At 69.7% G+C, this 26,558-nt stretch carries 24 protein-coding genes; 12 read left to right on the top strand and 12 right to left on the bottom strand.

Going from position 1 to position 26,558, the window contains the following annotated elements; genetic code table 11:
• The first annotated feature begins 3 nt into the window (after positions 1-3).
• The 6 genes from ACUTAG_RS29980 to ACUTAG_RS29955 all read left to right on the top strand — a co-directional run bounded on the left by ACUTAG_RS29980 (position 4) and on the right by ACUTAG_RS29955 (position 6,846).
• A complete protein-coding gene (locus tag ACUTAG_RS29980) occupies positions 4-1,017 on the top strand; it encodes an ABC transporter ATP-binding protein (protein ID WP_054517410.1) in 1,014 nt (337 codons plus the stop codon).
• Positions 1,014-2,006, top strand: coding sequence for an ABC transporter ATP-binding protein (locus tag ACUTAG_RS29975; protein ID WP_020927668.1), 993 nt, complete (start codon positions 1,014-1,016; stop codon positions 2,004-2,006). Before ACUTAG_RS29980 ends, ACUTAG_RS29975 begins: the two co-directional genes overlap by 4 nt.
• A gap of 31 nt (positions 2,007-2,037) precedes the next feature.
• Positions 2,038-3,492 carry an N-acyl-D-amino-acid deacylase family protein gene (locus ACUTAG_RS29970; protein WP_148318964.1) on the top strand — a complete coding sequence of 485 codons (1,455 nt, stop codon included), beginning with the start codon at positions 2,038-2,040 and terminating at the stop codon, positions 3,490-3,492.
• 78 nt (positions 3,493-3,570) lie between these two features.
• Positions 3,571-4,221, top strand: a complete 651-nt coding sequence (locus tag ACUTAG_RS29965; RefSeq protein WP_035181226.1) for a helix-turn-helix domain-containing protein — start codon at positions 3,571-3,573, stop codon at positions 4,219-4,221.
• A gap of 412 nt (positions 4,222-4,633) precedes the next feature.
• Positions 4,634-5,935 (top strand): APC family permease, encoded by a 1,302-nt coding sequence (locus ACUTAG_RS29960; RefSeq protein WP_148319063.1) that lies wholly within the window; start codon positions 4,634-4,636, stop codon positions 5,933-5,935.
• 56 nt (positions 5,936-5,991) lie between these two features.
• A complete protein-coding gene (locus ACUTAG_RS29955; protein ID WP_026385005.1) occupies positions 5,992-6,846 on the top strand; it encodes an SAM-dependent methyltransferase in 855 nt (284 codons plus the stop codon).
• A 28-nt stretch (positions 6,847-6,874) separates the two neighbouring features.
• Here the strand turns inward: ACUTAG_RS29955 and ACUTAG_RS29950 are convergent, their stop codons facing one another.
• The 5 genes from ACUTAG_RS29950 to ACUTAG_RS29930 all read right to left on the bottom strand — a co-directional run bounded on the left by ACUTAG_RS29950 (position 6,875) and on the right by ACUTAG_RS29930 (position 12,564).
• Positions 6,875-8,023 carry a zinc-binding metallopeptidase family protein gene (locus ACUTAG_RS29950; RefSeq protein WP_148318966.1) on the bottom strand — a complete coding sequence of 383 codons (1,149 nt, stop codon included), beginning with the start codon at positions 8,021-8,023 and terminating at the stop codon, positions 6,875-6,877.
• 29 nt (positions 8,024-8,052) lie between these two features.
• A complete protein-coding gene (locus tag ACUTAG_RS29945; protein ID WP_020927661.1) occupies positions 8,053-8,991 on the bottom strand; it encodes a S66 peptidase family protein in 939 nt (312 codons plus the stop codon).
• Between the two features lie 409 nt (positions 8,992-9,400).
• Positions 9,401-10,126, bottom strand: coding sequence for an RNA pseudouridine synthase (locus ACUTAG_RS29940; protein ID WP_054481325.1), 726 nt, complete (start codon positions 10,124-10,126; stop codon positions 9,401-9,403).
• Between the two features lie 193 nt (positions 10,127-10,319).
• Positions 10,320-11,426, bottom strand: coding sequence for an AI-2E family transporter YdiK (gene ydiK / locus ACUTAG_RS29935; protein ID WP_049054692.1), 1,107 nt, complete (start codon positions 11,424-11,426; stop codon positions 10,320-10,322).
• Positions 11,427-11,493: 67 nt separating this feature from the next.
• The gene (locus ACUTAG_RS29930; protein WP_148318968.1) at positions 11,494-12,564 is read right to left on the bottom strand and encodes a DNA-binding protein; all 1,071 of its coding nucleotides are present in this window, start codon (positions 12,562-12,564) and stop codon (positions 11,494-11,496) included.
• 220 nt (positions 12,565-12,784) lie between these two features.
• Between ACUTAG_RS29930 and ACUTAG_RS29925 the strand changes: the two genes are divergently transcribed.
• On the top strand, positions 12,785-13,144 hold the full coding sequence (locus tag ACUTAG_RS29925) for a Rap1a/Tai family immunity protein (RefSeq protein ID WP_047990765.1): 360 nt from the start codon (positions 12,785-12,787) through the stop codon (positions 13,142-13,144).
• Positions 13,145-13,310: 166 nt separating this feature from the next.
• Here the strand turns inward: ACUTAG_RS29925 and ACUTAG_RS29920 are convergent, their stop codons facing one another.
• Both ACUTAG_RS29920 and ACUTAG_RS29915 read right to left on the bottom strand, forming a co-directional pair.
• Positions 13,311-14,807, bottom strand: coding sequence for an autotransporter outer membrane beta-barrel domain-containing protein (locus ACUTAG_RS29920; protein WP_446650459.1), 1,497 nt, complete (start codon positions 14,805-14,807; stop codon positions 13,311-13,313).
• A complete protein-coding gene (locus ACUTAG_RS29915; RefSeq protein WP_446650434.1) occupies positions 14,767-16,842 on the bottom strand; it encodes a hypothetical protein in 2,076 nt (691 codons plus the stop codon). The genes ACUTAG_RS29920 and ACUTAG_RS29915 overlap by 41 nt, the downstream gene beginning before the upstream one ends.
• A 321-nt stretch (positions 16,843-17,163) precedes the next feature.
• Here ACUTAG_RS29915 and ACUTAG_RS29910 point away from each other — a divergent pair, with 321 nt between their 5' ends.
• Complete coding sequence (locus tag ACUTAG_RS29910; protein WP_047990763.1) at positions 17,164-18,558, top strand: hypothetical protein; 1,395 nt, start codon at positions 17,164-17,166, stop codon at positions 18,556-18,558.
• Here the strand turns inward: ACUTAG_RS29910 and ACUTAG_RS29905 are convergent.
• The 3 genes from ACUTAG_RS29905 to ACUTAG_RS29895 form a co-directional block, all read right to left on the bottom strand.
• A complete protein-coding gene (locus tag ACUTAG_RS29905) occupies positions 18,550-19,008 on the bottom strand; it encodes a DoxX family membrane protein (RefSeq protein ID WP_148318974.1) in 459 nt (152 codons plus the stop codon). The genes ACUTAG_RS29910 and ACUTAG_RS29905 overlap by 9 nt on opposite strands.
• A gap of 186 nt (positions 19,009-19,194) precedes the next feature.
• On the bottom strand, positions 19,195-19,500 hold the full coding sequence (locus ACUTAG_RS29900; RefSeq protein WP_047990761.1) for a hypothetical protein: 306 nt from the start codon (positions 19,498-19,500) through the stop codon (positions 19,195-19,197).
• The gene (locus ACUTAG_RS29895) at positions 19,497-20,291 is read right to left on the bottom strand and encodes a DUF899 domain-containing protein (protein WP_148318975.1); all 795 of its coding nucleotides are present in this window, start codon (positions 20,289-20,291) and stop codon (positions 19,497-19,499) included. Before ACUTAG_RS29895 ends, ACUTAG_RS29900 begins: the two co-directional genes overlap by 4 nt.
• Positions 20,292-20,594: 303 nt before the next feature.
• Between ACUTAG_RS29895 and ACUTAG_RS29890 the strand changes: the two genes are divergently transcribed.
• Together ACUTAG_RS29890 and ACUTAG_RS29885 are read left to right on the top strand one after the other, a co-directional pair.
• A complete protein-coding gene (locus ACUTAG_RS29890) occupies positions 20,595-21,614 on the top strand; it encodes a site-specific integrase (RefSeq protein WP_394817544.1) in 1,020 nt (339 codons plus the stop codon).
• 90 nt (positions 21,615-21,704) lie between these two features.
• Complete coding sequence (locus tag ACUTAG_RS29885; RefSeq protein ID WP_047990758.1) at positions 21,705-23,258, top strand: sensor domain-containing diguanylate cyclase; 1,554 nt, start codon at positions 21,705-21,707, stop codon at positions 23,256-23,258.
• On the opposite strand, the gene ACUTAG_RS29880 is transcribed toward ACUTAG_RS29885, so the two are convergent.
• Positions 23,255-23,662 (bottom strand): DoxX family protein, encoded by a 408-nt coding sequence (locus ACUTAG_RS29880; protein ID WP_054444854.1) that lies wholly within the window; start codon positions 23,660-23,662, stop codon positions 23,255-23,257. The genes ACUTAG_RS29885 and ACUTAG_RS29880 overlap by 4 nt on opposite strands.
• Before the next feature lie 127 nt (positions 23,663-23,789).
• Here ACUTAG_RS29880 and soxR point away from each other — a divergent pair, with 127 nt between their 5' ends.
• Positions 23,790-24,254, top strand: a complete 465-nt coding sequence (gene soxR, locus ACUTAG_RS29875; RefSeq protein WP_006384454.1) for a redox-sensitive transcriptional activator SoxR — start codon at positions 23,790-23,792, stop codon at positions 24,252-24,254.
• Between the two features lie 186 nt (positions 24,255-24,440).
• Positions 24,441-26,204 (top strand): GGDEF domain-containing protein, encoded by a 1,764-nt coding sequence (locus tag ACUTAG_RS29870; RefSeq protein ID WP_047990756.1) that lies wholly within the window; start codon positions 24,441-24,443, stop codon positions 26,202-26,204.
• A gap of 99 nt (positions 26,205-26,303) precedes the next feature.
• Here ACUTAG_RS29870 and ACUTAG_RS29865 read toward each other — a convergent pair whose 3' ends face one another.
• Positions 26,304-26,453 (bottom strand): hypothetical protein, encoded by a 150-nt coding sequence (locus ACUTAG_RS29865; RefSeq protein ID WP_162838310.1) that lies wholly within the window; start codon positions 26,451-26,453, stop codon positions 26,304-26,306.
• Between the last annotated feature and the right edge of the window lie 105 nt (positions 26,454-26,558).

Below are 26,558 nucleotides of genomic sequence, written 5' to 3'. Positions count from 1 at the left end.
CGCATGCCATCCCAACCTGTCCTGCAAGTGAATGACCTGACCACCTGTTTCGACGGCGACGACACCACGGTGCTGGCCGTGGACGGCCTGTCGTTCGACCTGATGCCCGGCGAGACGCTTGGCCTGGTGGGCGAATCCGGCTGCGGCAAGAGCGTCACGTCGCTGTCCATCATGCGGTTGCTGCGCGCGCCCGGGCGCGTGGCGCGCGGCCGCGTCGAATTCGACGGCCGCGACCTGCTGGCCCTGCCCGAGAAAACCATGCGGGCGGTGCGCGGCAACCAGCTGTCGATGATCTTCCAGGAGCCCATGACCTCGCTCAACCCGGTCTTCACGATCGGCCGCCAGATCAGCGAGCCGCTGATGCTGCACCAGGGCCTGTCGCGGCGCGAGGCGATGAAGCAGGCCGAGGCGCTGCTGGAGCTGGTGCAGATCTCCGACCCGGCGCGGCGCGTGCACGAATACCCCTACCAGTTGTCCGGCGGCATGCGCCAGCGCGCCATGATCGCCATGGCCCTGGCCTGCCAGCCCAAGGTGCTGATCGCCGACGAGCCGACCACCGCGCTGGACGTGACCATCCAGGCGCAGATCCTGCACCTGCTGCGCGACATCCAGGCGCGGCTGGGCACGGCGATCGTGCTGATCACCCACGACCTGGGCGTGGTGGCGCAGATGTGCCAGCGCGTCATCGTCATGTACGCGGGCCGCAAGGTCGAGGAAGGCAGCGTCGACGACGTGCTGGACCGCGCCGCCCATCCTTATACCCAGGCGCTGATCCGCTCGCTGCCCGACTTCGTCGATGGCCAGGACCACAGCGCCCGCCTCGCCGAGCTGCCCGGCATCGTGCCGGTGGTGACGCCCGAATCGCGCGGCTGCGCCTTCGCGGCGCGCTGTCCCGAGGCCCTGCCGCGCTGCGCCGAGGAGGCGCCGTCGGAAGTTGCCGGCGGCGACCGCCACCGTGTCTGGTGCTGGGCGCGCCAGCCCGCGCCGGCCGCCAAGATGGAGCAAGACCCGCGATGAACCTGCACGACGCCCCCTTCCCATCCGCCGTCGCCGCGGCCTCCGCCACGCCCATGCTGCAGGTGACCGACCTGAAGAAGCACTTCCCGCTTGAGGGCGGCAAGGTGCTGCGCGCCGTGGACGGCGTGTCCCTTTCGGTGGCGCGCGGCCAGACCCTGAGCCTGGTGGGCGAGTCCGGTTGCGGCAAGTCCACGACCGGCAAGTGCCTGATCCGCCTGACCGATCCCACCGCGGGCCGCATCCTGCTCGAAGGCGCCGACCTGGCCGCGATGAACAGCGGCCAGTTGCGCGCCATGCGGCGGCGCATGCAGTTCATCTTCCAGGATCCGTTCTCGTCGATGAACCCGCGCATGCGGGTGCGCGACATCATCGGCGAGCCGCTGCGCAACTTCGGCTACGGCCGCGAGGCCATCCGCGAACGGGTAGCGCAGTTGCTGGCCCGCGTCAGCTTGCGCCCGGACGCCGCCGACCGCTACCCGCACGAGTTCTCGGGCGGCCAGCGCCAGCGCATCGTCATCGCCCGCGCCCTGGCGCCGGAACCAGGCCTGATCGTCTGCGACGAGCCGGTGTCGGCGCTGGACGTGTCGGTGCAGGCGCAGGTCATCAACCTGCTGATGGACCTGCAGCGCGACCTCGGGCTGACTTACGTGTTCATCTCGCATGACCTGAGCGTGGTGCGGCACATCAGCCACCAGGTGGCGGTGATGTACCTGGGGCGGATCGTCGAGAGCGGCAGCCGCGATGCGGTGTTCAACCGTCCGTCGCATCCGTATACCCGCGCCCTGCTGGCCGCGGTGCCCTCGGCCCGCCGGGGCGAACGCGCCCCCGTGGCGGTGCTCAAAGGCGAGATTCCCAGCCCGCTGGCGCCGCCGTCCGGCTGTGCCTTCCGCACCCGTTGTCCGCTGGCCCAGGCGCGCTGCGCCCAGGAAACCCCCATCGCCCGCCCGGTCGGCTCCGGCCAGCTGGTCGCCTGCCATTTCGCCACTTGATCGCCACTTGATCGCCCCGCCGGAGATTTCCATGTCCCAATCCGATTCCCAGCCCTTCGACCTGCTGCTCGTGGGCGGCACCCTCATCGACGGCAGCAACACCCCGGGGCGGCGCGCCGACCTGGGCGTGCGCGGCGACCGCATCGCCGCCATCGGCGATCTGTCGGACGCCGCCGCGCACACCCGGGTCGACGTGTCGGGCCTGGTGGTCGCGCCCGGCTTCATCGACTCGCACACCCACGACGACAACTACCTGCTCAGGCGCCGCGACATGACGCCCAAGATCTCGCAGGGCGTCACCACGGTGGTCACGGGCAATTGCGGCATCAGCCTGGCACCGCTGGCGCACGCCAACCCGCCCGCCCCCCTGGACCTGCTGGACGAGGGCGGTTCGTACCGTTTCGAGCGCTTCGCCGACTACCTGGACGCGTTGCGGGCCACGCCGGCGGCCGTCAACGCCGCCTGCATGGTGGGCCATTCAACGCTGCGCGCCGCGGTCATGCCGGACTTGCAGCGCGCCGCCACCGACGAGGAAATCGCGGCCATGCGGGACCTGGCCGAGGAAGCCATGGCCAGCGGCGCCATCGGCATTTCGACCGGCGCCTTCTACCCGCCCGCCGCCCGCGCCACCACCGAAGAGATCATCGAGGTGTGCCGGCCGCTGAGCGCGCATGGCGGCATCTACGCCACCCACATGCGCGACGAAGGCGAGCACATCGTGGCCGCGCTGGAGGAAACCTTCCGCATCGGCCGCGAGCTGGACGTGCCGGTGGTGATCTCGCACCACAAGGTCATGGGCCAGCCCAATTTCGGCCGCTCGCGCGAGACGCTGCCGCTGATCGAGGCCGCCATGGCGCGCCAGGACGTCTCGCTGGACGCGTATCCCTACGTGGCCGGCTCCACCATGCTCAAGCAGGACCGGGTGCTGCTGGCCGGACGCACCATCATCACCTGGTGCAAGCCCTTCCCCGAACTGAGCGGGCGCGACCTGGATGAAGTCGCGGCCGAGCGCGGCAAATCCAAGTACGACGTGGTGCCCGAGCTGCAGCCGGCCGGCGCCATCTACTTCATGATGGACGAACCCGACGTGCAGCGCATCCTGGCGTTCGGCCCGACCATGATCGGCTCCGACGGCCTGCCGCACGACGAGCGCCCGCATCCGCGCCTGTGGGGCACCTTCCCGCGGGTGCTGGGGCACTATGCGCGCGACCTGGGCCTGTTCCCGCTGGAGACGGCGGTATGGAAGATGACCGGCCTGACCGCCGCGCGCTTCGGCCTGGCCGGGCGCGGGCAGCTGCAGGCCGGGTACTTCGCCGACCTGGTGGTGTTCGACCCGGCCACGGTGGCCGATACCGCCACCTTCGAACACCCTACCGAGCGCGCCGCCGGCATCCATTCCGTGTACGTCAACGGCGCGCCGGTCTGGCAAGAGCAGGCGTTCACCGGCCAGCATGCCGGCCGCGTGCTCGCACGCACGGCCGCCTGAGCCCGGCGCCAGCCCTTACAATCCGGCGTGAACGGGGCGGCGTGCCGCCCCCTCCCAACCCTGGACGCAAACCGCTACATGGCCCCTCCCTCCGCTCGCAATACGGCCCCACCCGACATCGTGGGCAAGGAAGTGATGGGCGCGCGCCTGCGCGCCGAGCGCAAGGCCCGGAAAATGACCCTGCAAGACCTGTCGCAGGCCAGCGGCATCGCGGTCTCGACCCTGTCCAAGGCCGAGCTGGGCCAGATCGCCCTGAGCTACGAGAAGTTCGCCGCGCTGGCGCGGGCGCTGGGCATCGACATGACGCGCATGTTCATGCTGGGCGACGCGGCCCAGGCCGAGGTGGCTCCCACCTACGTCAAGAACAAGCTCAGCGACGCGCGCGACTACGCCACCGAGAACTATCACTACCGGCTGCTGATGGGCGAATACCCGGGCAAGAAGATGATGCCCATGCTGGCCCTGATCGACGCGCGCGAGGTCGTCGAGTTCGAGGACTACATCCGCCATCCCGGGCAGGAGTTCGCGCTGGTGCTGTCGGGCAAGGTGCGCATCCAGTTCGAGAACGGCGACAGCGTGGTGCTGAACCGGCTGGAATCCGCCTATTTCGACAGCGGCATCGGCCATGTCTACCTGTCGCTGAGCAAGAAACCGGCCGAGGTGCTGGCCGTGTGCAGCGACCTGGACGAAGTGCCCTCGCGCCTCAAGCCCGCGCCGCGCAAGCCCTGAGGCCGCCCGCCTCCTTCCTGCCGCGGGCAACGCCCGCCTGGCGCCTTTTGCGCGTGCCGCCGGCCCGCCGCGGCCGGAGGCACGCGCATCGCCGCTCACCGCTACGGGAAATCCCGTAGAAACTTTCTTTCCCCGCCCCGGGTCACTCATTATTCAGCTATTCGTCAGGATGACGGACCTGGAAATAGGCCGTGCCGCCCCGCCAGGCCGGATGACGCCCTGGCCAACGGGCCGTGTCGCCTGACGCCCTCCAGCCGTGAGTCCGAGCCCCCGCGCATCGTGCGCGGCGGCAACCTGCCGGGAGAATGCCATGCCGTCTTTGCCGCGCCGTCCGTTGCGCGCCCACCCCGGTGCCGCCGGCGAGCGAGGCGGCGCGGCCACCGCCGCGTCCGGCCCGCCGGGCCTGTCGGTGATGGACGCCACGGTGGTGCTGGTCGGCGTGGTGATCGGCATCGGCATCTTCGGCTTTCCGCCCCTGGTGGCGCAGCACGCGGCGTCCGAGGCGATGTACCTGGCGTACTGGTGCGCCGGCGGCCTGGTGATGCTGGTGGGCGCGCTGTGCTACGCCGAGCTGGGCGCGGCCTATCCCGGCGCCGGCGGCGAATACCTTTATCTGTCGCGCGCCTGGGGGCCGCGCGTGGGCCTGCTGTTCGCCTGGGCCCGCTGCACCGTGATCCAGACCGGCGCGATCGCGGTGGTGGCCTTCATCTACGGGGACTATGCGCAGCAACTGCTGCCGCTGGGCGAACACGGCGCCACCACGCACGCGGCGCTGTCGGTGATCGGCCTGACCGCGCTGAACGTGGCCGGCACGCGCCACTCGAAGCGGCTGCAATGGCTGTTCACGATCCTGACATTGGCGGCGCTGGCGGCGGTGCTGACCGCCGCCCTGTTCACCTCGACGCCGCTGGCGCCGGCGCCAACGGCGCTGGAAGGCAATGTGGCCGGCCTGATGGGCATGGGCATGGTGTTCGTGTTGCTGACCTACGGCGGCTGGAACGAGGCCGCCTATCTCAGCGGCGAACTGCGCAACCCCGGACGCAACATGGCGCGGGTGCTGCTGATCGGCACCGCGGTGGTCACCGGCGCCTACCTGCTGACCAACCTGGCGCTGCTGGAACTGTTCGGGCTGCAGGGCCTGCGCGACACGCCGGCGCTGGGCGCGGCCGTGATGCAGCTGGCGGCCGGCCCCTACGCCGCCGCCCTGCTCAGCCTGGTGATCTGCGCCACCGCGCTGAGCACCATCAACGGCACCATCATCACCGGCGCGCGCGTCTACTACGCGCTGGGGCGCGACCTGCCGCGCCTGCGGGCACTGGCCGGGTGGAGCGCGCGCAACGAGGCGCCGGTCAGCGCCTTGCTGGCCCAGGGCGCGATCACGCTGGCCTTGCTGGGGGTGGGCGCCTTCAGCCACAACGGCGTGCAGGCCATGGTCGCCTACACCGCGCCGGTGTTCTGGCTGTTCATGCTGCTGGTGGCGGCCTCCGTGTGGCGCCTGCGCCAGCTCGATCCGGCGCGTCCGCGGCCGTTCCGGGTGCCGCTGTATCCCCTGACCCCGGCGTTGCTGGCGCTGGCCTGCGCCGGGCTGGTCTATTCCAGCGCCGTCTATGCCGGCACCGGCGCCCTGATCGGGCTGGCGGTGCTGGCGGTCGGCGTCCCGGTGCTGCGCCTGCTCAAGCCCGCCGGGGCGTCGGCGGCCGAGCCGCCAGGTTGACCGCCGGGGCCCTTGCCGCCACGCCCTTTTTTCCGTCCGCCCAAGGAGTCTTCATCATGCAAGCTGCCCTATCGTCCGTTCCGTTCGCCCGCCGCTGGGCCGCCCTGGGGTCGGCGCTGGCCCTGGCCTTCTCCATTTCGCTGCTGGCCGAGGCGCGCGCCGCCGGCGCAACCGCGGAGCCCCCCGCCAAGACCGACGCCTACGTGCCCGACGTGGGCCAGGACGGCAAGGACGTCATCTGGGTGCCGACCCCGCAGGCCCTGGTCGACAAGATGCTCGACATGGCCCGGGTCACGCCGCGGGACCGGTTGATGGACCTGGGCTCGGGCGATGGCCGCACCGTCATCACCGCCGCCCAACGCGGCCTGCGGGCCAAGGGCATCGAATACAACCCCGACCTGGTGACCCTGTCGCGCAGCAACGCGGCCAAGGCGGGCGTGGCCGACCGCGCCACCTTCGAGGTGGCGGACCTGTTCGAGACCGACCTGTCGCAGGCGGACGTGATCACCATGTTCCTGCTGTCGACCATCAATGAAAGACTGCGGCCGCGGCTGCTGGAACTGGCGCCCGGCACCCGCATCGTGTCCAACACCTTCCGCATGGGCGATTGGGAGCCGGACGCCTCCGAGACGGTGACCGAGGCCTGCCAGACCTACTGCAACGCGCTGCTGTGGATCGTGCCGGCCAAGGTCGGCGGCCAGTGGGACCTGGACGGCCGCCGGTTGCTGCTGGAGCAGCGGTACCAGATGCTGACGGGCAAACTGGGCGGCAGCGAGATCACGGATGCGCGCATGGACGGGCGCAGGATATCGTTCTCCGTCGATGGCGTGCGCTACACCGGCGAAGTGGACGGCAACGCCATCAGCGGCAACGCCGCGGGCAAGGGGCAATGGTCGGCGCGGCGGATCTAGCGCCGCGGCGGCGCCGGGCTCCGCGGGCCTAGCGCGCCGCGGCCCGGATCACCCGGTGCACGAATTGCAGCTTGCCGACCACCGCGGCCGGCAGCACGAACGGATAGAAATCACGCTGCCCCATGCTGCGCGACAGCTCGTTGAGCGCCCCGGTCAGCGCCACCCAGGCGTTGACCAGATCGAGGAAGCCCTGCCCTTCGGGATCGTCCGGGTCGTACAGCGACACCCGGGTGAAAGGCTCAACGGCCTGTTGCACGGCCACGCGGGTGACGCCGAAGCTGATGGCGGTGTCCAGCGTGTCCATCATGTGCAGGTAGTGGGCCCAGGTCTCGGCCCAGTCTTCCCACGGGTGGCAGGACGCATAGGTACTGATGAAACGCCCCGCCCAGTCGGCCGGCGGACCTTGCTCGTAATTGCGCCGCAGCGCCTGCGCATAGTCGGCGCGCTCATCGCCGAACACGGCGCGGAACGGCGCCTGCCAGGGGCCGCCGGCCACCAGCTGGTCCCAGTAGAAATGGCCGATCTCGTGGCGGAAGTGCCCCAGCAGCGTGCGGTAAGGCTCATGCATCGCCTCGCGCACCCGGTCACGGTAGGCATCGTCGGCCTCGCGGATGTTCAGCGTGATCAGCCCGCGGTTGTGCCCGGTCAGCAGCGGCGCGCCGTCCGCCGCCGGGGCCAGCAGATCGAACGCCAGGCCGCCGTCGCCCGCCGCCTGCGAGCGCCGGATAGGCAGGCCCAGCGTCAGGAGCTGGGCGACCAGCTGGCGCTTGGCGGCTTCCACCTTGCCCCATAGCGGGCCGTTTTCCGCGACGGATAAATCGGGAATGGTGCGGTTCAGGCCACAGGCCAGGCAGAGCGACCCGCTGGCCGCGGCCGGCAGCAGCCAGTTGCAGGCCGCGGCCGAGGCGTAATTGGCGCAGCGCCTGAAGGTCCGGCCGCGCGCGCGCCCGGCTTCGATCCACAGCCCCTCTGCCTTGCCGGGATCCAGCGCCAGGACGTGGCCGCGCTTCGGGTCGAAGCCCAGTTGCCGGTGGCAGTTCAGGCATTCGCTGTTGTTGAAAAAGACCTGCTGGCCGCAGACGCAGCGGAATGCCTTGGCGCGGGCATGGCGCTCGCTGGCGCGCGAGCGATGCGGGGATTTCAATTGGCGGCCCAGGGCCTGGAAAAAATCATTCATGCGTGGGGCTCCGGCACGGGGCGGCGCGCTTACCGCGCCACCGCCTGATCGAGCCGCAGTCCGCGGCGCTGGGTGTCCAGCGTCACCTTCGCGCCAAGCGGCAGCGTTAGGTTGGGATCGCCGTGGCCGCTGGGCCAGGCCGCCAGCACCGGTATGCCGCGCCCGCCGAACTGTTCCAGCAGCAGCGGAAACAACTGGCTTTGGCCCGGCGCGTCGCCCATCGGCAGGCCCAGCCGGGTGAAATTGCCCGCAAGCACGCCCTTGATATGGTCGAACTTGCCCGCCGAACGCAACTGCCACAGCAGCCGGTCGATGCGGGGTAGCGCCTCGTTGACGTCCTCGATGAACAGGATGGCGTCGCGCGTGGCGATCTCATGGCGCGAGCCGATCATGGCGGCGATCAGCGCCAGGTTGCCGCCCACCAGCCGGCCGCTGGCCACGCCCGGCGCCAGGACCACCGGATTGGATGCGGGCGGCGCGTCAATCCAGGCGCCCTGCCCGATCTGCCCGCCCACCATGGCCAGCACGTGGCTGGCGGTGGGTTCCTCCTTGCCGGCCAGCAGGTCCTGCGCCAGCATCGGACCGTGAAAAGTGACGAAGCCGGCGTGGCGCTGCATTGCCAGATGCAGCGCCGTGATGTCGCTGTACCCGATGAAGGGCTTGGGATGCCGACGCAGCAGGTCGAAGTCGAGCCTGTCGGCCAGCCGCCATGAGCCGAAGCCGCCCTGCAGGCACCAGATCGCGTCGATCGCGGGATCGGCGAACGCCGAGTGCAGGTCGTTCAGGCGCGCATTGTCATCGCCGGCCAGGTAGTCGTATGGCGCATCGCTGCGCGTGAGCGCGGCGGGCATGATGCGGGGCTCGTAGCCGCGCGCCTGCAGCCATTCGGCCGCGTCCAGGGCCGCCCCGTCGGCCGCCGACGCGGGCGCCACGATCGCCACCCGGCCGCCCGGCCGCAAGGCGGGCACGGCCGTGTCGCGGCCGGGCGCGGCACCGCTTGCCGCCGTGTCACGCGTGGTCGCGGCCGGGCCGGCTCCCGAAGGCGTCACCCGACTCGCGCAACCCGCCAGCGCCAGGCTGGACAATCCCAGGGCGCCCGCGACCCTTAGCAGGCCGCGTCGCGCGGGATCGATGGGGACTTGAGACTCGCGAGGCCGTATCGCCATATTGGATCCTTGTTCGTTTTATATTGTTTTATTTATCAATCACTTATTGGAATTATCTATAATTTACATGAGAAAAAGCCCGGACCTTGCGGCCACCTGCAACTCGCTGGCTCAGGCGTCCCGACGCTGAATCCGCAGCGCCTCATCGTAGAATTCACTTTAAGTTATTCGAGAAAACACTTTAAGTTATTCCAGAAATCACTTTAAGTGTTCAGAAGCGCTCGTATTCCAGCCGATAACGCCATTGCCCCACCGCCAGCCCGGCCATCGGCAGTCGACCGATGCGGATACGGCGCAGGGCCTGCAGTTGCAGCCCAGCCATGTCGCAGGCGTATTCAATGAAACCCAGGGCTGGCGTCTTGAGCGCGAAGCGCAGGTGGGTTTCGTTCTGCCAGCTGACCTTCATCGGCGTGGCCGGGCGGCCCTCATAGGCCAGGCCGCGCTGCAGTCGCGCCAGCCCGACCGCGTCCAGCGTGCCGCGCACCTGCGCAATGTATTCCTGCTCGACGTGGCGCCCCTCTTCCACCAGCTTGCGCGCGACCGCGTATTCCTGCGTGTACACCACCAGCCCGCTGGCCGCGCGCTCCAGCGGCGTGGCCAGCTTGAGGCCGTTGAACATGCGCTTGAGATAGCGCTGGCCCGAACGGTCGCCCGGCATCAGGTTTTCGGGCACGACCAGGCCCAGCGCCGAATGCGCCGGGTCCGACGCCGACAGGCCCGCCGGCTTGTGCACCAGTATGCTCACCGGCCGCATCTCTTCCAGCCGCGCGCCCGGCAGCAGGACGACAACCTGGCCAGGGCTGACGCGGAAACCGGGTTCCTCGACGACCTTGCCGTCCACGGCGACCCAGCCGCCCTCGATGTAGCGTTCGGCATCGCCACGGGAACAGGATTGCTCGGCGGCCAGCCGCTTGGCCAGGCGGACGCTGTCGCTCATGGCCTGCCCGCGCAGGAAAGGAGGACCGGGAAATGGATGGATCGGGAAATCGGCGGAAATATCGTCATCTCGAATACAGCGTGAAAGGCGGGAACAGACCGGCCCCGCGCGGCGCTCTCGGCGCAGGCATGGGGCCTGGCGCGGATGTTACGCGGTTTTCCCACGGCGGCCCGTGCGGGACAGTTTGCGCGGCTCAGGGCTCGACGGACGGGCGAGCCGCCAGCGACGCGTCGGCGGCCGGCGGCGGCACTTCGTCGACCCAGGCCTTGAGCAGTGTGGAGGTCACCGCCAGGATCACCGGGCCGATGAACAGGCCGACAATGCCGAAGGCAAACATGCCGCCCAGCACCCCGGCCAGGATCAGCAGCATCGACAGGTTCACGCCGCGCTTGATCAGCAGCGGCCGCAGCAGGTTGTCGAGCATGGTGACCAGCACCGCCCATACCAGCAGCAGGACCGCCGCCACTTTCATGTCGTTCTGGAACAGCCAGATCACACCGCCAAGCAGGGGCAGGAAAGGCCCCAGTTGCGCCAGGCACAGCATCAGCATCAAGGCCGTGATGATGCCTGCCGCCGGCACGCCGGCGATCCACAGGCCCAGGCCGCCCAGCGCCGACTGCACCACGGCCGTCACCACGATGCCCAGCGCCACCGCGCGGATCGACAGGCCCGCCAGGCGGATCGCCGCCACGCCACGGTGCCCTGCCAGCCGGTTGGCGAAGCGCTGCATGAAATCCGCCGCCACGTCGCCCTGGCTGTAGAGAATGCCGGCAATGACGATGGTGATCAGCATGTGCATCACGAACACGCCGACGATGGCCGCATTACTCAGCAGCCACTTGGCCGCCATGGTGATGTACGGCTCCAGCCGCGCCAGCAGGCCGCCGGCGCCGGCGTCGGCCAGCGCCTGCCATTCATGCGCGATGCGCTCGCCGCCCAGCGGAATGCCGCGCACCCAGCCCGGCGGCGCCATCAGCGCATAGTCGGGCAGGCCCTTGATCGCGGTCATGATGGCCCCGCCATGCAGGGCCAGCGTCGAGATGGCCTGGTACAGCGGCAGCACGATCACCACGAGCAGCACGATCAGCATGGCCACGGTGGCAAGCCAGCGGCGGCCGCCGCAGCGCCGTTGCACCGCCAGCATCACCGGCCAGGTCGCCACCACGATGGTGGTGGCCCAGATCAATCCGAACAGGAACGGCTTGAGCACATACAGGCTGCCGATCATCAGCGCCGAGAGGATGACGACGACGAGCAGATTGCGCGCTAGATCCGCGGGCGGACGTGGGTTCGGGTTCAAGCTGGGCTCCAGGCGGCGGATTGGCCGTGTATGAATTTATCCGAACTTCGGCGAGCGCGGCGCGGCCTCAGGCGGCGCCGCCGCCAGACGCTGGCGGCGGCGCGGCGGGGGCGGAAATCAGGTGGCGCGTGAGTTCCAGCAGCTGCGCGTCGCGGGCCTTCTGTTGCGCCATCAATTCGGCCTGCTGCGCTTCGGCGGCCGTCAGGCGTTGGGCCAGTTCCTGCTCGCGGCGGCGCGATGCCTGCAGCGCTTCCCGCGCCGTGGCCAGCTCGGCCAGCCGCCGGCCCTGCTCCGCCTGGGCCTCGGCCTGCGCCGCGCGCAGTTGCGCGGCGGCCTCGGATTCGGCTACACGCAGGCGCTCAGCGGCCTCGGCCTCGGCCGCATGCAGGCGCTCGGCCGCTTGCGCCAGGGCCTGGCGCGACTGCTCGGCCTGCTGTTGGCGGGCCGCCAGCAGGTCTTCCAGGCGCGCCTGCAGGCGCTTGGCATTGCCGCGCTCGGCGTCCAGATCGTTGAGCCAGCGGCGTTCATGCGCCGCGTGGCGCGCATGGGCGGCCGCCAGCGCCTCGGCCTGCTCCTGGCGGCCGCGTTCGGCATCGGCTACCTGGGCCAGCAAGGCGGCGCGCGCATCGGCAAGCTGCTGCTGGCCGTGGGCCAGCGCCTCGTCACGCTGGCGCAGCTGGCTTTCGGCCGTGCGCAGGCGCGCTTCCGTTGCCGCCAACTGCCCGGTCGCGACTTTCAGGGCTTCTTCCAGGTCGCGCTCGCGGCTGGCCAGCAACGCCTCGCGCCGGGCCAATTGCGCGGCCAGGTCGGCCAGGCGCTGGTCTTCCGCCCGTTGCGCGTCTTCGCGTTCGCGATTGGCGGCGGCAAGGTCGGCCCTGGCCGCCGACAGGGCAGCCTCCCAGAAGTGCGCGGCGGCCTGGGCGATGGGCTGCGGCACCGGCGTCGGCGCGGCGAAAGCTCCCGGGTCCTGGATCCGGGCGCCCAATGCGCGGAACCAGGTTTCCAGGTGCGGGCTGACCGTATTGGGCGAGCCGCGGCCGATCTTCTGGCGCACGCGCTCGATGGTGGGGCGCGCGCCTTCCAGCAGCAAGGCATCGGCGGCGCGCCAGACGTCCTGTTCGGTGATTCCGGTTGCCATGGCGGAGTTTCCTGGGCAGAGATGGGCAGATTACTCACGATAATGGAATCTTATCGTGAGTAATTACTAGTATTAGTTTTATATCATACAGCATATGTATGTTTTTATATTCCCCGCAGTGACTGTCTTCGCTTCGCTGAAAACGGGGTGCTACCATCCCATGCGTCTCTCACGCATCGCATCGACCGGTCTTGCTGGTCCGAACCAGGGGAAGCCGCCAATGAAACGCCTCGTGTTGGTGATCATGCTGTCGACGTCCGCCCTCGGTCAGGCGCAGGCGGCCAGGGCCTGGCACCTGACCGGCTCCGAGCTGGCCGCGGCGCTTGCGGGGCGGATGCCCTCCGAAATCCACGACGCGGCGCTGGCTCGCCGGTTCTCAGCCGCGTATGCGCAGGCCTATATCCTCGGAATCGCCGACCAGACACAAGGCACGCTCTGGTGCGCCCGCGGCGGCGTTTTGCCCCACGAACTGAAGGACCGCGTGCACACCTATCTTGCCGCGCTGCCCGCCAGCCGTCTCGATGAGAATGCCGCCCCGCTGGTGAGCGAGGCGCTCGGCCAATCGTTTACCTGCCGCTAGCGGCATCCGATCCGTTCCCGGTATGCGGGGGCATCGCGCCGGCCCGTTGAGCGGCCTGGCGCTTCGATCGAGGAGACGGTACGGCGTATCGGCGAGCGTTGACGCCGGCGGGGTTGCCTGGCCGACGCCCGCGACGCCGACCATCGGCGTTTACCGAGGTGCGCGGTCAGAAGCGCCAGGCGACATTCAGACTACCCGCGTTTTGGGTGTTGCCGCCGCCGAACTGACCGTTATAGGCCGCGCCGACCGTGGTAGCCGGCGTCACGCGCATGTCGATCCCCAGCCCGATCACGGCCGCGTCGCGCGCCAGGGGCGTGCCGGCCACGGTGAATGGCGCGCTGCCATTGAACGCCAGGGTGGCGGCGGGAGTCAGATCGCCGAAGGCGTGGCGCCAGCCGGCCATGGCATGCACGCGCCCGGGCCGGCCGGCGGACTCGAAACGGGACTCGCCGCGCAAGCCGAGCGTGGTCGTGGTGACGGCATTGCGTTGGCGTTCGCCCTCCAACGCCGCCGAGCCGCCTGATTCCGAGAATCCGCGCGCGCGCAGGTCGCTGTAATTGACGCCGGCGAACGGCTGCAGCGCGACGTTGTCGTTCAGAGCGAGCCGATAACCCAGTTCGGTGAATACCTGCGCGGTGCTGGCGCGATAGCCGGCTTTCAACGTCTGGGCCAGGCCGGACGCGCCGGTGTCGCGGCGCGTATCGATATCGTGCCAGGTATAGGCCAGGCCCGCCGTCCATTCGATCTGTCCCGCGCCGGCCTGGAAGGCCTTGCCGCCGTAGAGCGTGGCGCTGTAGCTGTCGATGTCCGCGGTCGAAGCGCGATCGCGTTGCGAGACATGGTTGCCGGTGTAGCCGAGAGCGCCGCCGAGGCGCCAGCCGCCGGGCAACGCCTGGTCGCCTCCCACGAACAGGCCCCCCTCTGAATTGCGCACCCGGCCAGCATTGCCGTCGTCGCGCAGGCTGCGCCAATTGCCGAATACCTGGGCCCACAGCGGTTGGACGGCCGACCGCGGCAAGGACGCGCCGCCGTCCGCTGTCGCGACGCCGGTGGCGCGCTGCGCGGTCGGCGCGCCAGGCGTCTGGCCAGCGTGCAGGTTGTTGCGCAAGCGGTCGACGGGGAGGCTGGCCACGGTATCGGCGATTCCGTGCAGCACCGCGCTGGCGCTGGCATGCACTTCGCCCGACAAGGCGTCGAAAGCGGCGGGCGGCATGCCCGCCGGCAGATTGAGAACGCGCGCGTAGACCGCGTTGTCCTGCGGCAGGGTCTGCACGGCATTGGCGACGGCGCGTTGGTTGCGGGTAGTGGCGGCGTCGGCGAAGCGGATCGGTCGGGTGCCGCCGCCATTGTTTCCGTTACCGCCATTGTTTCCGTTACCGCCAGTGCCCGCGCCCGGTACGCCGGGCACCTGCTTGAGCTGCATCCGCAGTGTGACGGCGTTGGCGCCATAGCTCAGCTGCGGATCCAGGAAGGCGTAGTTGCTGGCGACACTCTGAAAGCCGCCGGCGACGCCGCCGGCCGCCGTCACGATGACGTAGTCGCGCGTCGTACTGAAATTGCCGTCCGGCCCGATGTGTACCACCGATCCGCCCAGGGTGGCGGTGCCGCCGACGGCGATGCGATCACTGGCCGTCGAGCTGGAATCGACCTCGACCTGGTACACCGCCCCCGGCGCCAGCGTGAGATTGCCCGACACATTGAGCGTCCCGATAGAGTTGCCCGGCGCGATGACGCCACCGGAAGCGACCATGACGCCACCAATCGTCCCCTGGCCGCCGAGAGTGGCGCCATTGCCTACGGTCACGACCGCCGGCAGGACCGCCGCCGCATGGCTCGAATCGCCCACCACCAACCCGCCTGCCTGCCTGCAGGGCGAGCGCGCCGGTGTAGGTGCTGATGCCATTCAATGTCAACGTGGCCGCGCCCGTCTTGACGAGCGCGCCGTTGCCGCCGAGCGCACCCTGCAGCGTCAGGGGTTGCGGGGTCTCCAGCGTCCCGCCGCCGGCACGCACCTGCACCGGACGCGTGGCTACGATCGCCGTGGTGTTGCGCAATGTGCCGCCGTCCAGCGTCAAGGAGCCTGCCGGATCGCCAAGCGCGGCATCCGACGCTATTGCCAACGTGCCGGCACGCAGCGTCCACGACGCAAGACCGGCGTTGACGCCCGTCAGCGTCCAAAGGCTGGCGCCGGTTTTCTCCAGATTCTCGAAACCTTGGTACTGCCTGCCACTGCCGACCGTGCCGAGCTGGCCGACATTGAAGGTCGTGCTGGTATCGGTCGTATCGCCTCCCAACGCCAGCACGTCGCCGGCCGGCCCGGCGCCGCTGTTCGTCACGACGTTGCCGACGATGACGGACCCGGCCATCAATGTCAGGCGATTGCCGCCGCCGCTGAACTCCACGGCATTGGCCCGCGGGCCGAAGCTGCCTGAGCCGCCGACCAGCGTGCCGCTGTTGGTGATCTGCACGCCCCCTTGCGCAACGACCGCCGCGCCGCCACTTGCGGCAACAAAGCTCGAAGACGATCCGGCATTGCCGCCCAGGATCATGCCGGCGTTCACCAGCGAGCCGCCGGCGTTGATGAAACGCACGCCCGCCCCGCCCTCGCCACCAGCGGCCGAGGCGCCGAACGACGTGCCACCCGAGCCGCCCGCGATCCGCCCGCTTCCCTGGTTGCTGATGGTGGTGCCATTGGCGACGATGCCGTCGCCGCCGACGCCGCCAAAGACTCCCGCGCCAGCCGACGCGCCGCCGATGTTGGCGCCGTTGGCGATCGTCCCGCGATTGGCGAGTACGCCGGCGCCGCCGTTGCCGCCGCTGTTGTCCGCGCCGTTGTTGGCATTGCCGCCAGCGCCCCCCTGCACGTTGCCTGCGATGTTGGACAGGGTGCCGCCGTCGACCAGGAATACGCCCGCGCCGCCCGAGCCGCCGTTCGCGCCGACGCCAAGGTCGGTGTTGCCACCCGCGCCGCCCGTGATCTCGGAGCCGCTATTTTGAATGGCGCCGCCCGTGATCAACACGAGGCCGGCGCCGCCACCGCCACCGCCACCGCCCGCCATGGTTCCCTTGGCGCCGCTGCCTCCGCGAATCCGGTAACCCGCCGTGTCCAGCATCGCGCCGGGCGCGGTCAGGACGAGCCCTCCCTGGCCGCCGCCGCCGCCACCGCCGCCAGCATTGAAGCCCTGCTCTTCGCCTGCCTGGCCGTCCGCGCCAGACTCGGCGTTGGACAATACCGTGCTGGCACTGCCATTCAGATTGCCCCCCACGTTCGGCGTCAGGCTGTCGCCTCCGCGCCCGCCAGGACCGCTCACGGACGCGGCGCCCCCGCCGCCGCCGCCGCCCGAGGTCAGGTTGTCACCAAACAGGAACCCCCCTATTCCTCCGGCGGCAGAGCCGGAGGAGCCGCCAGCGGCTCCCACGCCAGCAGGCGTCGACAGTGTCGCGCCGGCGCCGCCGCCACCGCCGTCGACGCGTGGAACCGGCAGCACGCCGCCCTGGCCGCCGCCGCCGCCTCCGCCGCCTCCGGCCACGCCGCCCGCGCCACCGCCACCGCCATCGCCGTACTCGGCATTGCCTCCCCTGCCGCCCCGGCCGCCGCCGCTGACAATGTCGCCGGGCGCGGCGAACGCGGGCCATGCCGTCGTCGTGGAAAGGACGGCGATCGGCAGTACCAGTCGATGGAAGGGCTTGTTTTTCATCTTGCGCGAGCGTAGAGGGCATCCCGCGGATCGATCCGCGCGTACCAGGTTGGACGATGTGCGGTTCCCGCGCGCCTGCACGCCGCGCGAGGGGGGCGGCAAATCGATGCCGATTGTAAGAGCAGAGGCGCGACAACGGCGAAATGTTGCAATCGCTGCGGCCCGGCACACGGGCTGCCATGCGGGCCGCGAAGCGTTGCTGCGCCTCGGCCGGCGGCAACGCCAGCGTATCGAAGAAGCGCGGGCCGTCAGCCGCCCCGTGATAGCCTACGGCTGTCATTGGCGCCGACCCCGCCCGGGCGCCGCCCGGATCCTTCTCCCATGCCGACCACCGCCCCGCTTCACGCCATCCTGCACGCTGTTGCGCGCCGCTACCGCGTGTCCGGGGCGACGGCCGGCCCCGCGACGCACGATCATGCCGGCGCGCTGGCGCGGATCATCGAACGCCTGCAGGCCGTGGTCAGCGCGGGCGGCGAGCCCGGCTCGTCGTGGCGCGACGCGTTCCTGACCGCGCTGGATGGGCTGGTCCGCGATGCCCTGCGGCCGGACGGCGGCGATCCCGCCTTCCAGGCGGCGGTGCTGGCGTACCGGCAACCCGAGGTGCGCGCCTATCTGGCCTTGCGGCGTGAAGCCGCGGCCGACAGCCGCAAGATGCGCACGACGGCCGACGCCCTGGCGCATCCGCGCAAGCCCGCCCGCCTGGCGCCGGGCCCGGCGCGAGAACTGCTGGCGCAACTGCATGCCGCGACGACGACGGGCGCATGGCGGGAGGTTGCCGAGGCCGCGAGGGCCCTGTCGTCCATGCCGCAGGTCACCACCCTCGATGACCTGGCGTCGGCGCTACGGACGCTGCGCGACGACCCGGCGCTGGCCCGATTGTGCCGCGGCGAGGCGCTGGCCGCGGCCCCGGCGGTACAACGGTATGAATCCCTGCGCGCCAGGCTGGGGCCGCGGGCGGGCAGCAACGAGGCCAGCGCCCAGGCGCTGCTGGCCCGGCAGCGGGGCGTGGCCGTCGAGGCGATGGCCGCGCGCGCGCTGGAAGCCGTGGCGCGTTATCTGGATCAGGCGGAAGGGCCGCAGGCGAGCGCCGCCGAGCCGCGCTACCGCGTCGTCACGTCGTTGCGCGTGCCGGCGGGACTGGCTGCGGATGCCGACCGAGCCAAGACCGAATGGGACGGGGTGCTGTTGCGGCGCGCCGATCCGGCGCCGTTGTGGGACGTGTGCGTGATGGTCGAAGCCAAGGCCTCGGTCGAGGCGGCCACTACCGACCTGCCGCGCCTGTTGCGTGGCCTGCGCCTGCTGGCGCGCGCGCAGCCCGGGCAGGCGTATGCGTTCTCCACGCAGCAAGGCATGATCCAGGTGCGGGGGGCATCGCTGGCGGCATTGCCCGTCACGGAAGCGACACTGGCGCAGCAAGTGCTGTATTGCAGCGACGCGCCGGTCGATGCCGCCCCTGCGGGACTGCACGCGGCCAGCCGGATGCAACTGCTTTCCGCCCCTTCCTGCCTGGCCTATGCCGCCGCCTTGAGCGAAGGCCGCGCGATGGACAAGAACGATTTGGCTCCGCTCTGGCAGGCGTTGCGGCACGATCCCCGCTGGCGACCGGTGCTGAACCTGGCTGCCATGCGCCAGCTGGCGCGGTCCCTGATGGTGCATCCGGACGACCTGCTGGCGACGGTGGCGCGCCTGTCCACGCCGGCGGGCGCATCAGCTTGAGCGCGGCCGGGGCGACACGCCGGCATACAGTTCCAGCGCCGTGCGCAGCCGACGCCTGAACCGATCCGCAATCGCCAGGGCCAGCAGGCCGCCCACCAGCGCGATGTCCTTCAACGCCCACTGCATATGCATCGCCGCCAGGGGCTGTTCGAACTTCCAGAACGGGTGGAACACCAGCACGCTCGCCAGCAGGAAGGCCGCCAATGCCGCCGCGCCCAGCCACAGCCAGCGACCCAACATGAGCAGCACCGCGCCGCAGACCTGGATCGCGACCGCGACGACATGGAACAACCGGCCCGGATCCGGCAGGCCGGGGCGCCAGACCTCCAGGGCGTTCGGGGCGTCAAGGATCCCGGCCACGCCGGAAGAAAGAAATATCAATGCCAGCAGAAGGCGCGTGGCGACCCACAGCCAATGACTATCCAGAACCAGCCCGATGCGTTGATGCATGCACGAAACTCCAGGAAACGACGGGAAGCCCTGTGTCCACGATGCGAATGGACAAAGGGAGTGAAGCCAGGCATGGGCCCGGCTTGCCAAGCGAAAGGCGCGGCACTGTACAACCTCAAGTTTGGTTGAGGTCAACAGAAACCACGCGAGTGGCGCCCAGCCTTCTTCCCGTCGCGCCCGCCCTCCTCAGCGTGACCGCAGGCGTGGCGCGCGCGAACCCCGGCGGGCGATGCGCCGCAGCCAGGGGGCGGCATGCAGCAGGCTCATCAGCGCGTACATACTGGTCATGCTGTCGAGCCAGCCGGCGTCCGCGCCGCCGCACAGTCCCGGCATGGCGCCGGCGCCGCGCACCGCGCTCCACAGCGCCATCAGCGCAAAGACCGGTGTGGCGGCCAGACAGAGTCCGTGCGCAGCGGAGCCGATGCGTATCCCGACGCGAGCGGCGTCACGGCCTTCCGAGCTGGCTCGCGTGCCGAGGTCGGCGCCGCTCATGGCCGGACGTTCCGCGCCGCAGCGGCATCGCCATACTCATCGCGCCGGCGCAGCCACAGCCCGTCCTCGTTGCGGCCCTTGGGCGCGCGATCGAGCCAGGCATACATGCCCCAGATGGCGTCGGTGCCACGCGAATAGGCGGAGTACGTGTGGTAGACGACGCCATCTTCAAGCGCGAACGCGCTCAGGCCTTCCCTTTCTCGCATGTAGGTAGGCAGGTCGGTGCCGGTGGTGCCGGCCCACGTCACGAATTCGGCTGGCGGCGCCGAGGCCGTCGCCATTTTCATCACCGGGTCGTCGCGGCGGAAGTTGTATTCCGGACCGGACTGCTGCTGGGCCGGCGTGAACGAGGCGTTGAAATCGAAATTGAAGTCGCTCCCGGCGGACGAGGCCCAGGGAAACGTCCAGCCCATCCTGTGCTTGTAGGCCTGCAGCTTCTCCAGCGGGGCCCGCGACACGGCCCACAGCATGACGTCGTGGTGGGCCAGGTGCGTGACGATGCCGTTGAAACCGTCGGCGATCGACGAACACGAGGGGCAACCGGCCTTGTAGTCGGGTCCGAACATGAAGTGATACACGAGCAACTGCGACCGCCCCTGGAACAGGTCGGCGAGCGTCGCGGCGCCGCTGTCCGTATCGAAACGGTACGACTTGTCCAGGCGCACCCATGGCAGCGCCTGCCGCTGCCGCGCCACCTCGTCGCTGGCGCGCGTCAGGCGCTTTTCGGCGTCCAGCAGCGCCAGCCGCGCCGCCAGCCATTCCTGGCGCGTCCCTATCCTGTGTGAAGTCATCGTCCTCTCCTTGGTTTCCGTCTGCGCATGCTGTCGGCGGCATGCCCGCGCCTTCTGACTGACATGGTGCCGCGGGAGCCCGCCAGGCGGGGAGTAACAATGCTGGCGCGATTGCCGCCGGCGGCGCGGGCGGATCGGGCACAATTGCGGTTCAGCCATTCGGCCGTGAAGCCGCGCCCTCGCATGCCCCCCCTCCAGCCGCCCTCGCCGCTCCCGCTCCCGCTGCCCGCCGCGCCGTCGCCGGCGGCCGCGCCCCTGGATCCGTCCGGCCTCGACCCGGCCACGGAGGCCGCGGTCCGCGCCTTGTTGCGCGAGGGCAGTTCGGCCAATACCGAATCGGCCTACCGGGCCGCCATGCGTTATTGGGCGGCCTGGTTCGCCTTGCGCTTCGGCCAGCCCCTGGCGTTGCCGGTGGCGGCGCCCGCCGTGGTGCGGTTCGTGGTCGATCACCTGCAAGTCCAGGGAACCGACGGATTGCGGCACGGCCTGCCGGACGACATCGACCGGCGCCTGGTGGCGCAAGGCGTCAAGGCGCGTCCGGGACCGCTTTCACTGAATACGGTGCTGCACCGCATCGCGGTGCTGTCGAAAGCGCACGCCCTGCAGGATCTGGTCAACCCCTGCCGCGACGAACAGGTGGCCACGCTGTTGGCGCGCGCCCGGCGCGCCTACGCCCGGCGCGGCGCCCTGCCCGTGCGCAAGCCGGCCCTGACCAAGGCGCCGCTGCAGGCGCTGCTGGACACCTGCGACGATTCGCTCGAGGGCTTGCGGGACCGTGCATTGCTGCTCTTTGCCTGGGCCAGCGGCGGCCGGCGCCGATCCGAAGTGGTGCGCGCCACCACCGCCAATACGCTGCGCACGCCGCAGGGCTACCTGTACGCGCTGGCGCATTCCAAGACCAATCAGGGCGGCGCCGCCCGCGCCGACAACATCAAGCCCATCGTTGGCGCCGCCGCGCTCGCGCTGGATGCCTGGCTGGCCGCGGCCCGCATCACCGAGGGGCCGCTGTTTCGCCGGGTGCGGCGCGGAGGCGTGATCGGCGAGCCGCTGGCGGCCGCGGCGGTCCGTGACATCGTGGTCAAGCGCAGCCGGCTGGCGGGACTGGACGAGCCCTTTTCGGCGCACAGCCTGAGGTCGGGATTCGTCACCGAGGCCGGGCGCCAGAACGTGCCGCTGGCGGAAACCATGGCCATGACGGGCCACGCCAGCGTGGCGACGGTGATGGGCTACCACCGCGCCGGCGCCGCGACGCAATCGCGCGCGGCGCGCCTGCTCGACGCCGAGGACGGGCGCGCCCCGCCGCCCCGGCCCGCCGACGCCTGAGCCGCCCGGCGCGCACTTGAATACAATTGCGGCTGCCGACGCCCGGGGGGGCGCTGCGCGTGCCCGAGGTCCAAGCCTGCTGTGTCTTCCATGCGAATCAATCTCCGCGGGCTGGTGCTCGCGCTCACGGTGTTCAGCGCCATCGCCGCCACCGCCAACGCCCTGTATGCGAGTTACCGCCTGCAGCGTGAGCAACTCATCGCCAACACCCTGGAATCGAACCGGGTCTACGCCGCCAAGCTGGCGGAAAGCGCCGGCGGCTTTCTCAAGGCGGCGCAGCGCCAGCTGGGCTACAGCGCGCGCCATATCGCCGCGCACATGGACTCGCCCGGGCTGCTGGCGGCCGAAGTGCTGCGGGTGCAGGAACAGAGCGAGACCTTCAATTCGGTTGGCGTGGTCGGCGCCGACGGGCTGATCCTGGCGACGACGCAGAACTTCCGCAGTTTCCTTGGCACCCGGGTCGACAGCCCCGGCAGCCGCGCCGCGCTGCAGGCGCGCCACCCGGCCATCAGCAAGCCCTACGTATCGATCGCCGGCAATCTGCTGATCAACCTGTCCTACCCGATCTTCTCGACGGATGGCCGCTATCTGGGCTATGTCGCCGGCACCCTGCACCTGCGCAAGGAAAGCGCGCTGGAGGACCTGCTGGGGCGCCACCATTACACCGACGGCTCCTATCTCTACGTGGTGGACGGCGACGGCCGCCTGATCTATCACACGGACCCGGCGCGGGTCGGCGAGGTGGTGACGGGCAATCCGGTAATCGAGGCGGTGATCGAGGGCCAGGCCGGCGCCAGCCGGGTGACCAACTCGCGCGGCGTGGACATGCTGGCCGGCTACGCGCCGGTGCCGGCCAGCGGCTGGGGCGTGGTGGCGCAGCGGCCCACCGCCGTGACGCTGGAGCCGATCCGCGACCTGCTGTGGGCGCTGCTGGGATACGCCGCGCCGCTGGCGGTGGTGTTCCTGTTGGCCATCTGGTGGTGCGCCCGGCAGATATCCCTGCCGCTGTCGCAACTGGCCACCAATGTCGAGCATCACGACGTGGCGGTGGCGATGCAGCGCGTGAAATCCGTCAGGGCCTGGTATTTCGAGGCCGAACGCCTCAAGCGCGCGGTGATCTGGAGCTTCACCAGCCTGCAGGAGAAGATCGGCAAGCTGAACCTGGCCAGCATCACCGATCCACTGACCGGCCTGCGCAACCGGCGCGGCACGCAGGACGCGGTGGACCACCTGCAGGCGGCCGGCACGCCCTTTGCCGTGGTGGCGCTGGACATCGATCACTTCAAGCGCGTCAACGACACGTATGGCCACACGGTGGGAGACAAGGTGATCCAGGACGTGGCGCAACTGATGCGCGATTGCTCGCGTCCCAGCGACATCCTCTGTCGCAACGGCGGCGAGGAATTCCTCATCCTGCTGCCGGGCGTGGCGCCGACCGAGGCGGTGATCGTGGCCGAGCGGCTGCGCCAACGCACCGCCGAACGCGAAATCGACCTGGTCGGCGGCATCACGGTGTCAGCCGGGGTGGCCCAATGGCCGACCAGTGGACCGGAGGTGCTGCAGGCTTTCCACGCCGCCGATGCCGCGCTGTATGCCGCCAAACAGCAGGGCCGCAACCGGGTGGTGCTGCACGGCACGCCCTAGTTCCGGGCGTGGCTGGCGATGGCGGCGCAAAGCAGGCCGCCGATCACCGACACGTGCTCCAGCGCGAAAAACAGGGCCAGCCTGGCCTGCGCCTCCGGCAGGCGCCAGAATGCGTGCACGATCACGATGGTCAGGGCCAGGAACACGCTGAGCGCGGCGGCCGCCAGCCACACGGCGCGATCCGCCAGAATCAGCGCCGACCCCGCCAGCATCAGCACGGCCACCGCGATATTGAAGAACCGCGCCGGCTCCAGGCCGGCGGCGCGCATTTCGGCCACGCCGCCCTCGAAATCGATCAATTTGGCGGCGCCCGAGGCGATGAACACCACCGCCAGGCAAAGCCGGGCGATGAACCAGAGCCAATTGCTCTGAAGCAGGGAATCGAGGTGCTGCGGGAGCTGCATGGGTGCTTTCCTGGTGGCGGATACGCCCGGCGCGGCGCGCCGGCAAAGGAGCCGCGCGCACCGGACCGGGTTGCCAAATCTGGCGCGAGCGACTATAAGACCTCAACCTAACTTGAGGTCAACACCCATGAGTGGCGACAAGCCGATCGATATCACGCGCGTCATGACAGTGGGCGAAGTCGCCCGGCGCAGCGGCGTGCCGGTGTCCACCATCCACTTCTACGAATCCAAGGGGCTGATCCACAGCTCGCGCAGCGATGGCAACCAGCGACGCTTTCCCGGCATCGTGCTGCGCTACATCGCCATCATCAAGGTCGCGCAACGCACCGGCATTCCACTGGAGGAAATCCGCGAAGCGATGGCGCGCTTTCCGCAGGACAGCAACAAGCTGACCCCGGCCCAATGGAAGCAGTTGTCCTCGCAATGGCGCGCGAACCTGGACGAGCGCATCCGCAAGCTGACCCGGCTGCGCGATGAGCTGGATACCTGCATCGGCTGCGGCTGCCTGTCGCTCAAGGACTGTCCGCTACGCAATCCCGACGACGTGCTGGGCCGCGAGGGCCCGGGGCCGCGAATACTGGAACGGCCGTGATTGGCGTGGGCGCGCGGCAATGAAACGAATTGATTTCATATCTTTGCGCAACCGCCTGTATTCGATTGACATACTGTTGCGTTGCCGCCAAAGATAATCGCGCATGCCGCCCGCGCCGGGCCTGAGGGCCGCGCAATTACAGTATCCTGCGCGCACAGTCACATCGCATCAGGCCGGCTTACCCGTATGTTGCGCAGTAGATTTTCGATCAAGTCGCTGGAACGCTATTTCCTGATATTGGCGGCCGGCGTGGTGCTGCCGATGTCGGTCCTGACCGGAATCCTGCTGATCCAGAGCCGCACCGCCTATCTTGCCAGCACCGATGCCATGCGGGCGTTCGGCGTGGTGCGCGCGACGGTCGTCGCGATGGAAATGGTGTCGGCCGAGCGCGGCCCCATGAACGCCGCGCTCGGCGCCGATTACCCGGTCGCCCAACCCATGCTGGATACGTTGCAGCAGGCGCGCGATCGCAGCGACACCAGCATCGCCGAGCTGCTGGCGCTGTACCGGGCGCCGCTCAGCCCCAACAGCGCCAGGGAATTCACCAACGTGCAGCGTATTCGCCACGCCTTGCTCAAGGCGCGCGAACAGGCCGATATCGTCATCGCCACGCGACGCGCCGACGTGTCAGGCCTGCGCGTGCAGGCCGTGGTCGACGGCATGGTGGCGCTGGTGCCCGAATTGCAGGCCGCCATGGCCGCCAGCGTCGGCGTGGTGATGCAGAACGAGGCCGATGCGCCCAACCTGCTGACACTGGCCCTGTTGGCCAGCGAACTGCGGGAACAGGCCGGCTTGCTGGGGTCGGCCTTTACGCCGGCGCTGGCCAAGCACCGCCAACTGACCGAAGCGGATGAATATCGGATCGAACGAGTGCTGGGGCGCATCGATCAATTGCGCGACCTGCTGGAGACGCGCATGGCCACGCGGCCGGACCTGCGCGCCTCGCTGGCCTACAACGACATGCGGCATTTCTATTTCGACGAGGGCATGCGCTACCTGGAAGAGGTGCGCGACATGGCCGCGCTGCAACCGGGCGGCGCCAGGCTCACCACCCGCGAACTGGCCGCGGCCTATGTGCCGCTGATGCACGCCATCGGCCAGTTTCGCGACCTGATGCTGGACCAGATGGAACAGAGCATGCGCGCGCACCGCGCCCAGGCGATGCGCCTGCTGCTCATCACGCTGGTGGCGGCCACCGCGCTGGCGGCGGCGCTGATGCTGTCGCTGCGGCAGTTCCGGCGGCGCGTGATCCGTCCGTTCGTGCAGGCGACCCGCATCATCGGCGCGATCGCCGACGGCACGCCAGCCGCCACCATCCCGGTCGGCAAATATCGCGGCGAAGTCAACGGCATGTTCGAGGCGCTGAGCGTGCTCAAGGACAACGCGGCGGCCCGCAGGCAGGCCGAGCTGGAGCGCGACCGGCTGATCGTGGACCTGGCGGTCATGGCCGAGACGGACTTCCTGACCGGCCTGTTGAACCGGCGCGCCTTCGAAAGCCGTCTCGAACAGGCATTGGCGCAATGGCGCGGCACCGATGCGGTGCTGGCCTTCATCCTGTTCGATATCGACGATTTCAAGGGCATCAACGACACCCATGGCCACGCCAGCGGTGACGAGGCCTTGAAGACCGTGGCCGGGCTGTGCCGCCAGACCTGGCGCCAGGCCGACGTGGTGGCACGGGTGGGCGGCGAGGAATTCGCCGTGCTCTGCCATGTCGGCGCGGCCGATCATGCGGTGCAGGCGGCCGAGCGCATGCGGCGGCGCATCGCGCAGGCGCGGGTCACGGCGCAGGACGGCGCGGTATTCACGCTGACCGCCAGCTTTGGCGTGGCCTACGCATCCTGGCGCAACGCCGAGGCGGCCGACGCCCTTTTCCGCCGCGCCGACGAATTGCTCTATCGCGCCAAGATGGACGGCAAGAACCGGGTCGTGCCGGGCGAAGTCGGCTGACCGGGCGCCACGACGGCGCGGCTGCGCCGCATCATCCGGGGGGGGGGCCAAAAAAAAAGCCGCGTCGGCAAGCGACGCGGCGATGGGAATGCCGGGGGGTCAGGCGGGAACGCGGGCGGCGTTCTTGTCCTGGGCGGCCTCGGTGCTTTCCGGGCGGGATTGGGTTTCAGGATCCGGACGGGTGTCGGGCGCCTTCCAGTTCAGCGGCGGAACTTCGAAGCGCGATTTCTTGCTCATCGGTTGGGACATGTGCGTACTCCTGTGGCGATGTCGGCCTGCCCCGCGCAGGCGCACGACTCGGGTATCCAGCGCGCCCGGGATGCTGGCGGAAATGCGAGGGAGGCATCAGGAACG

The sequence above is a fragment of the Achromobacter sp. CSND-B12 genome (genome assembly GCF_052906545.1).
This window is presented reverse-complemented; position numbering and strand designations above follow the sequence as displayed.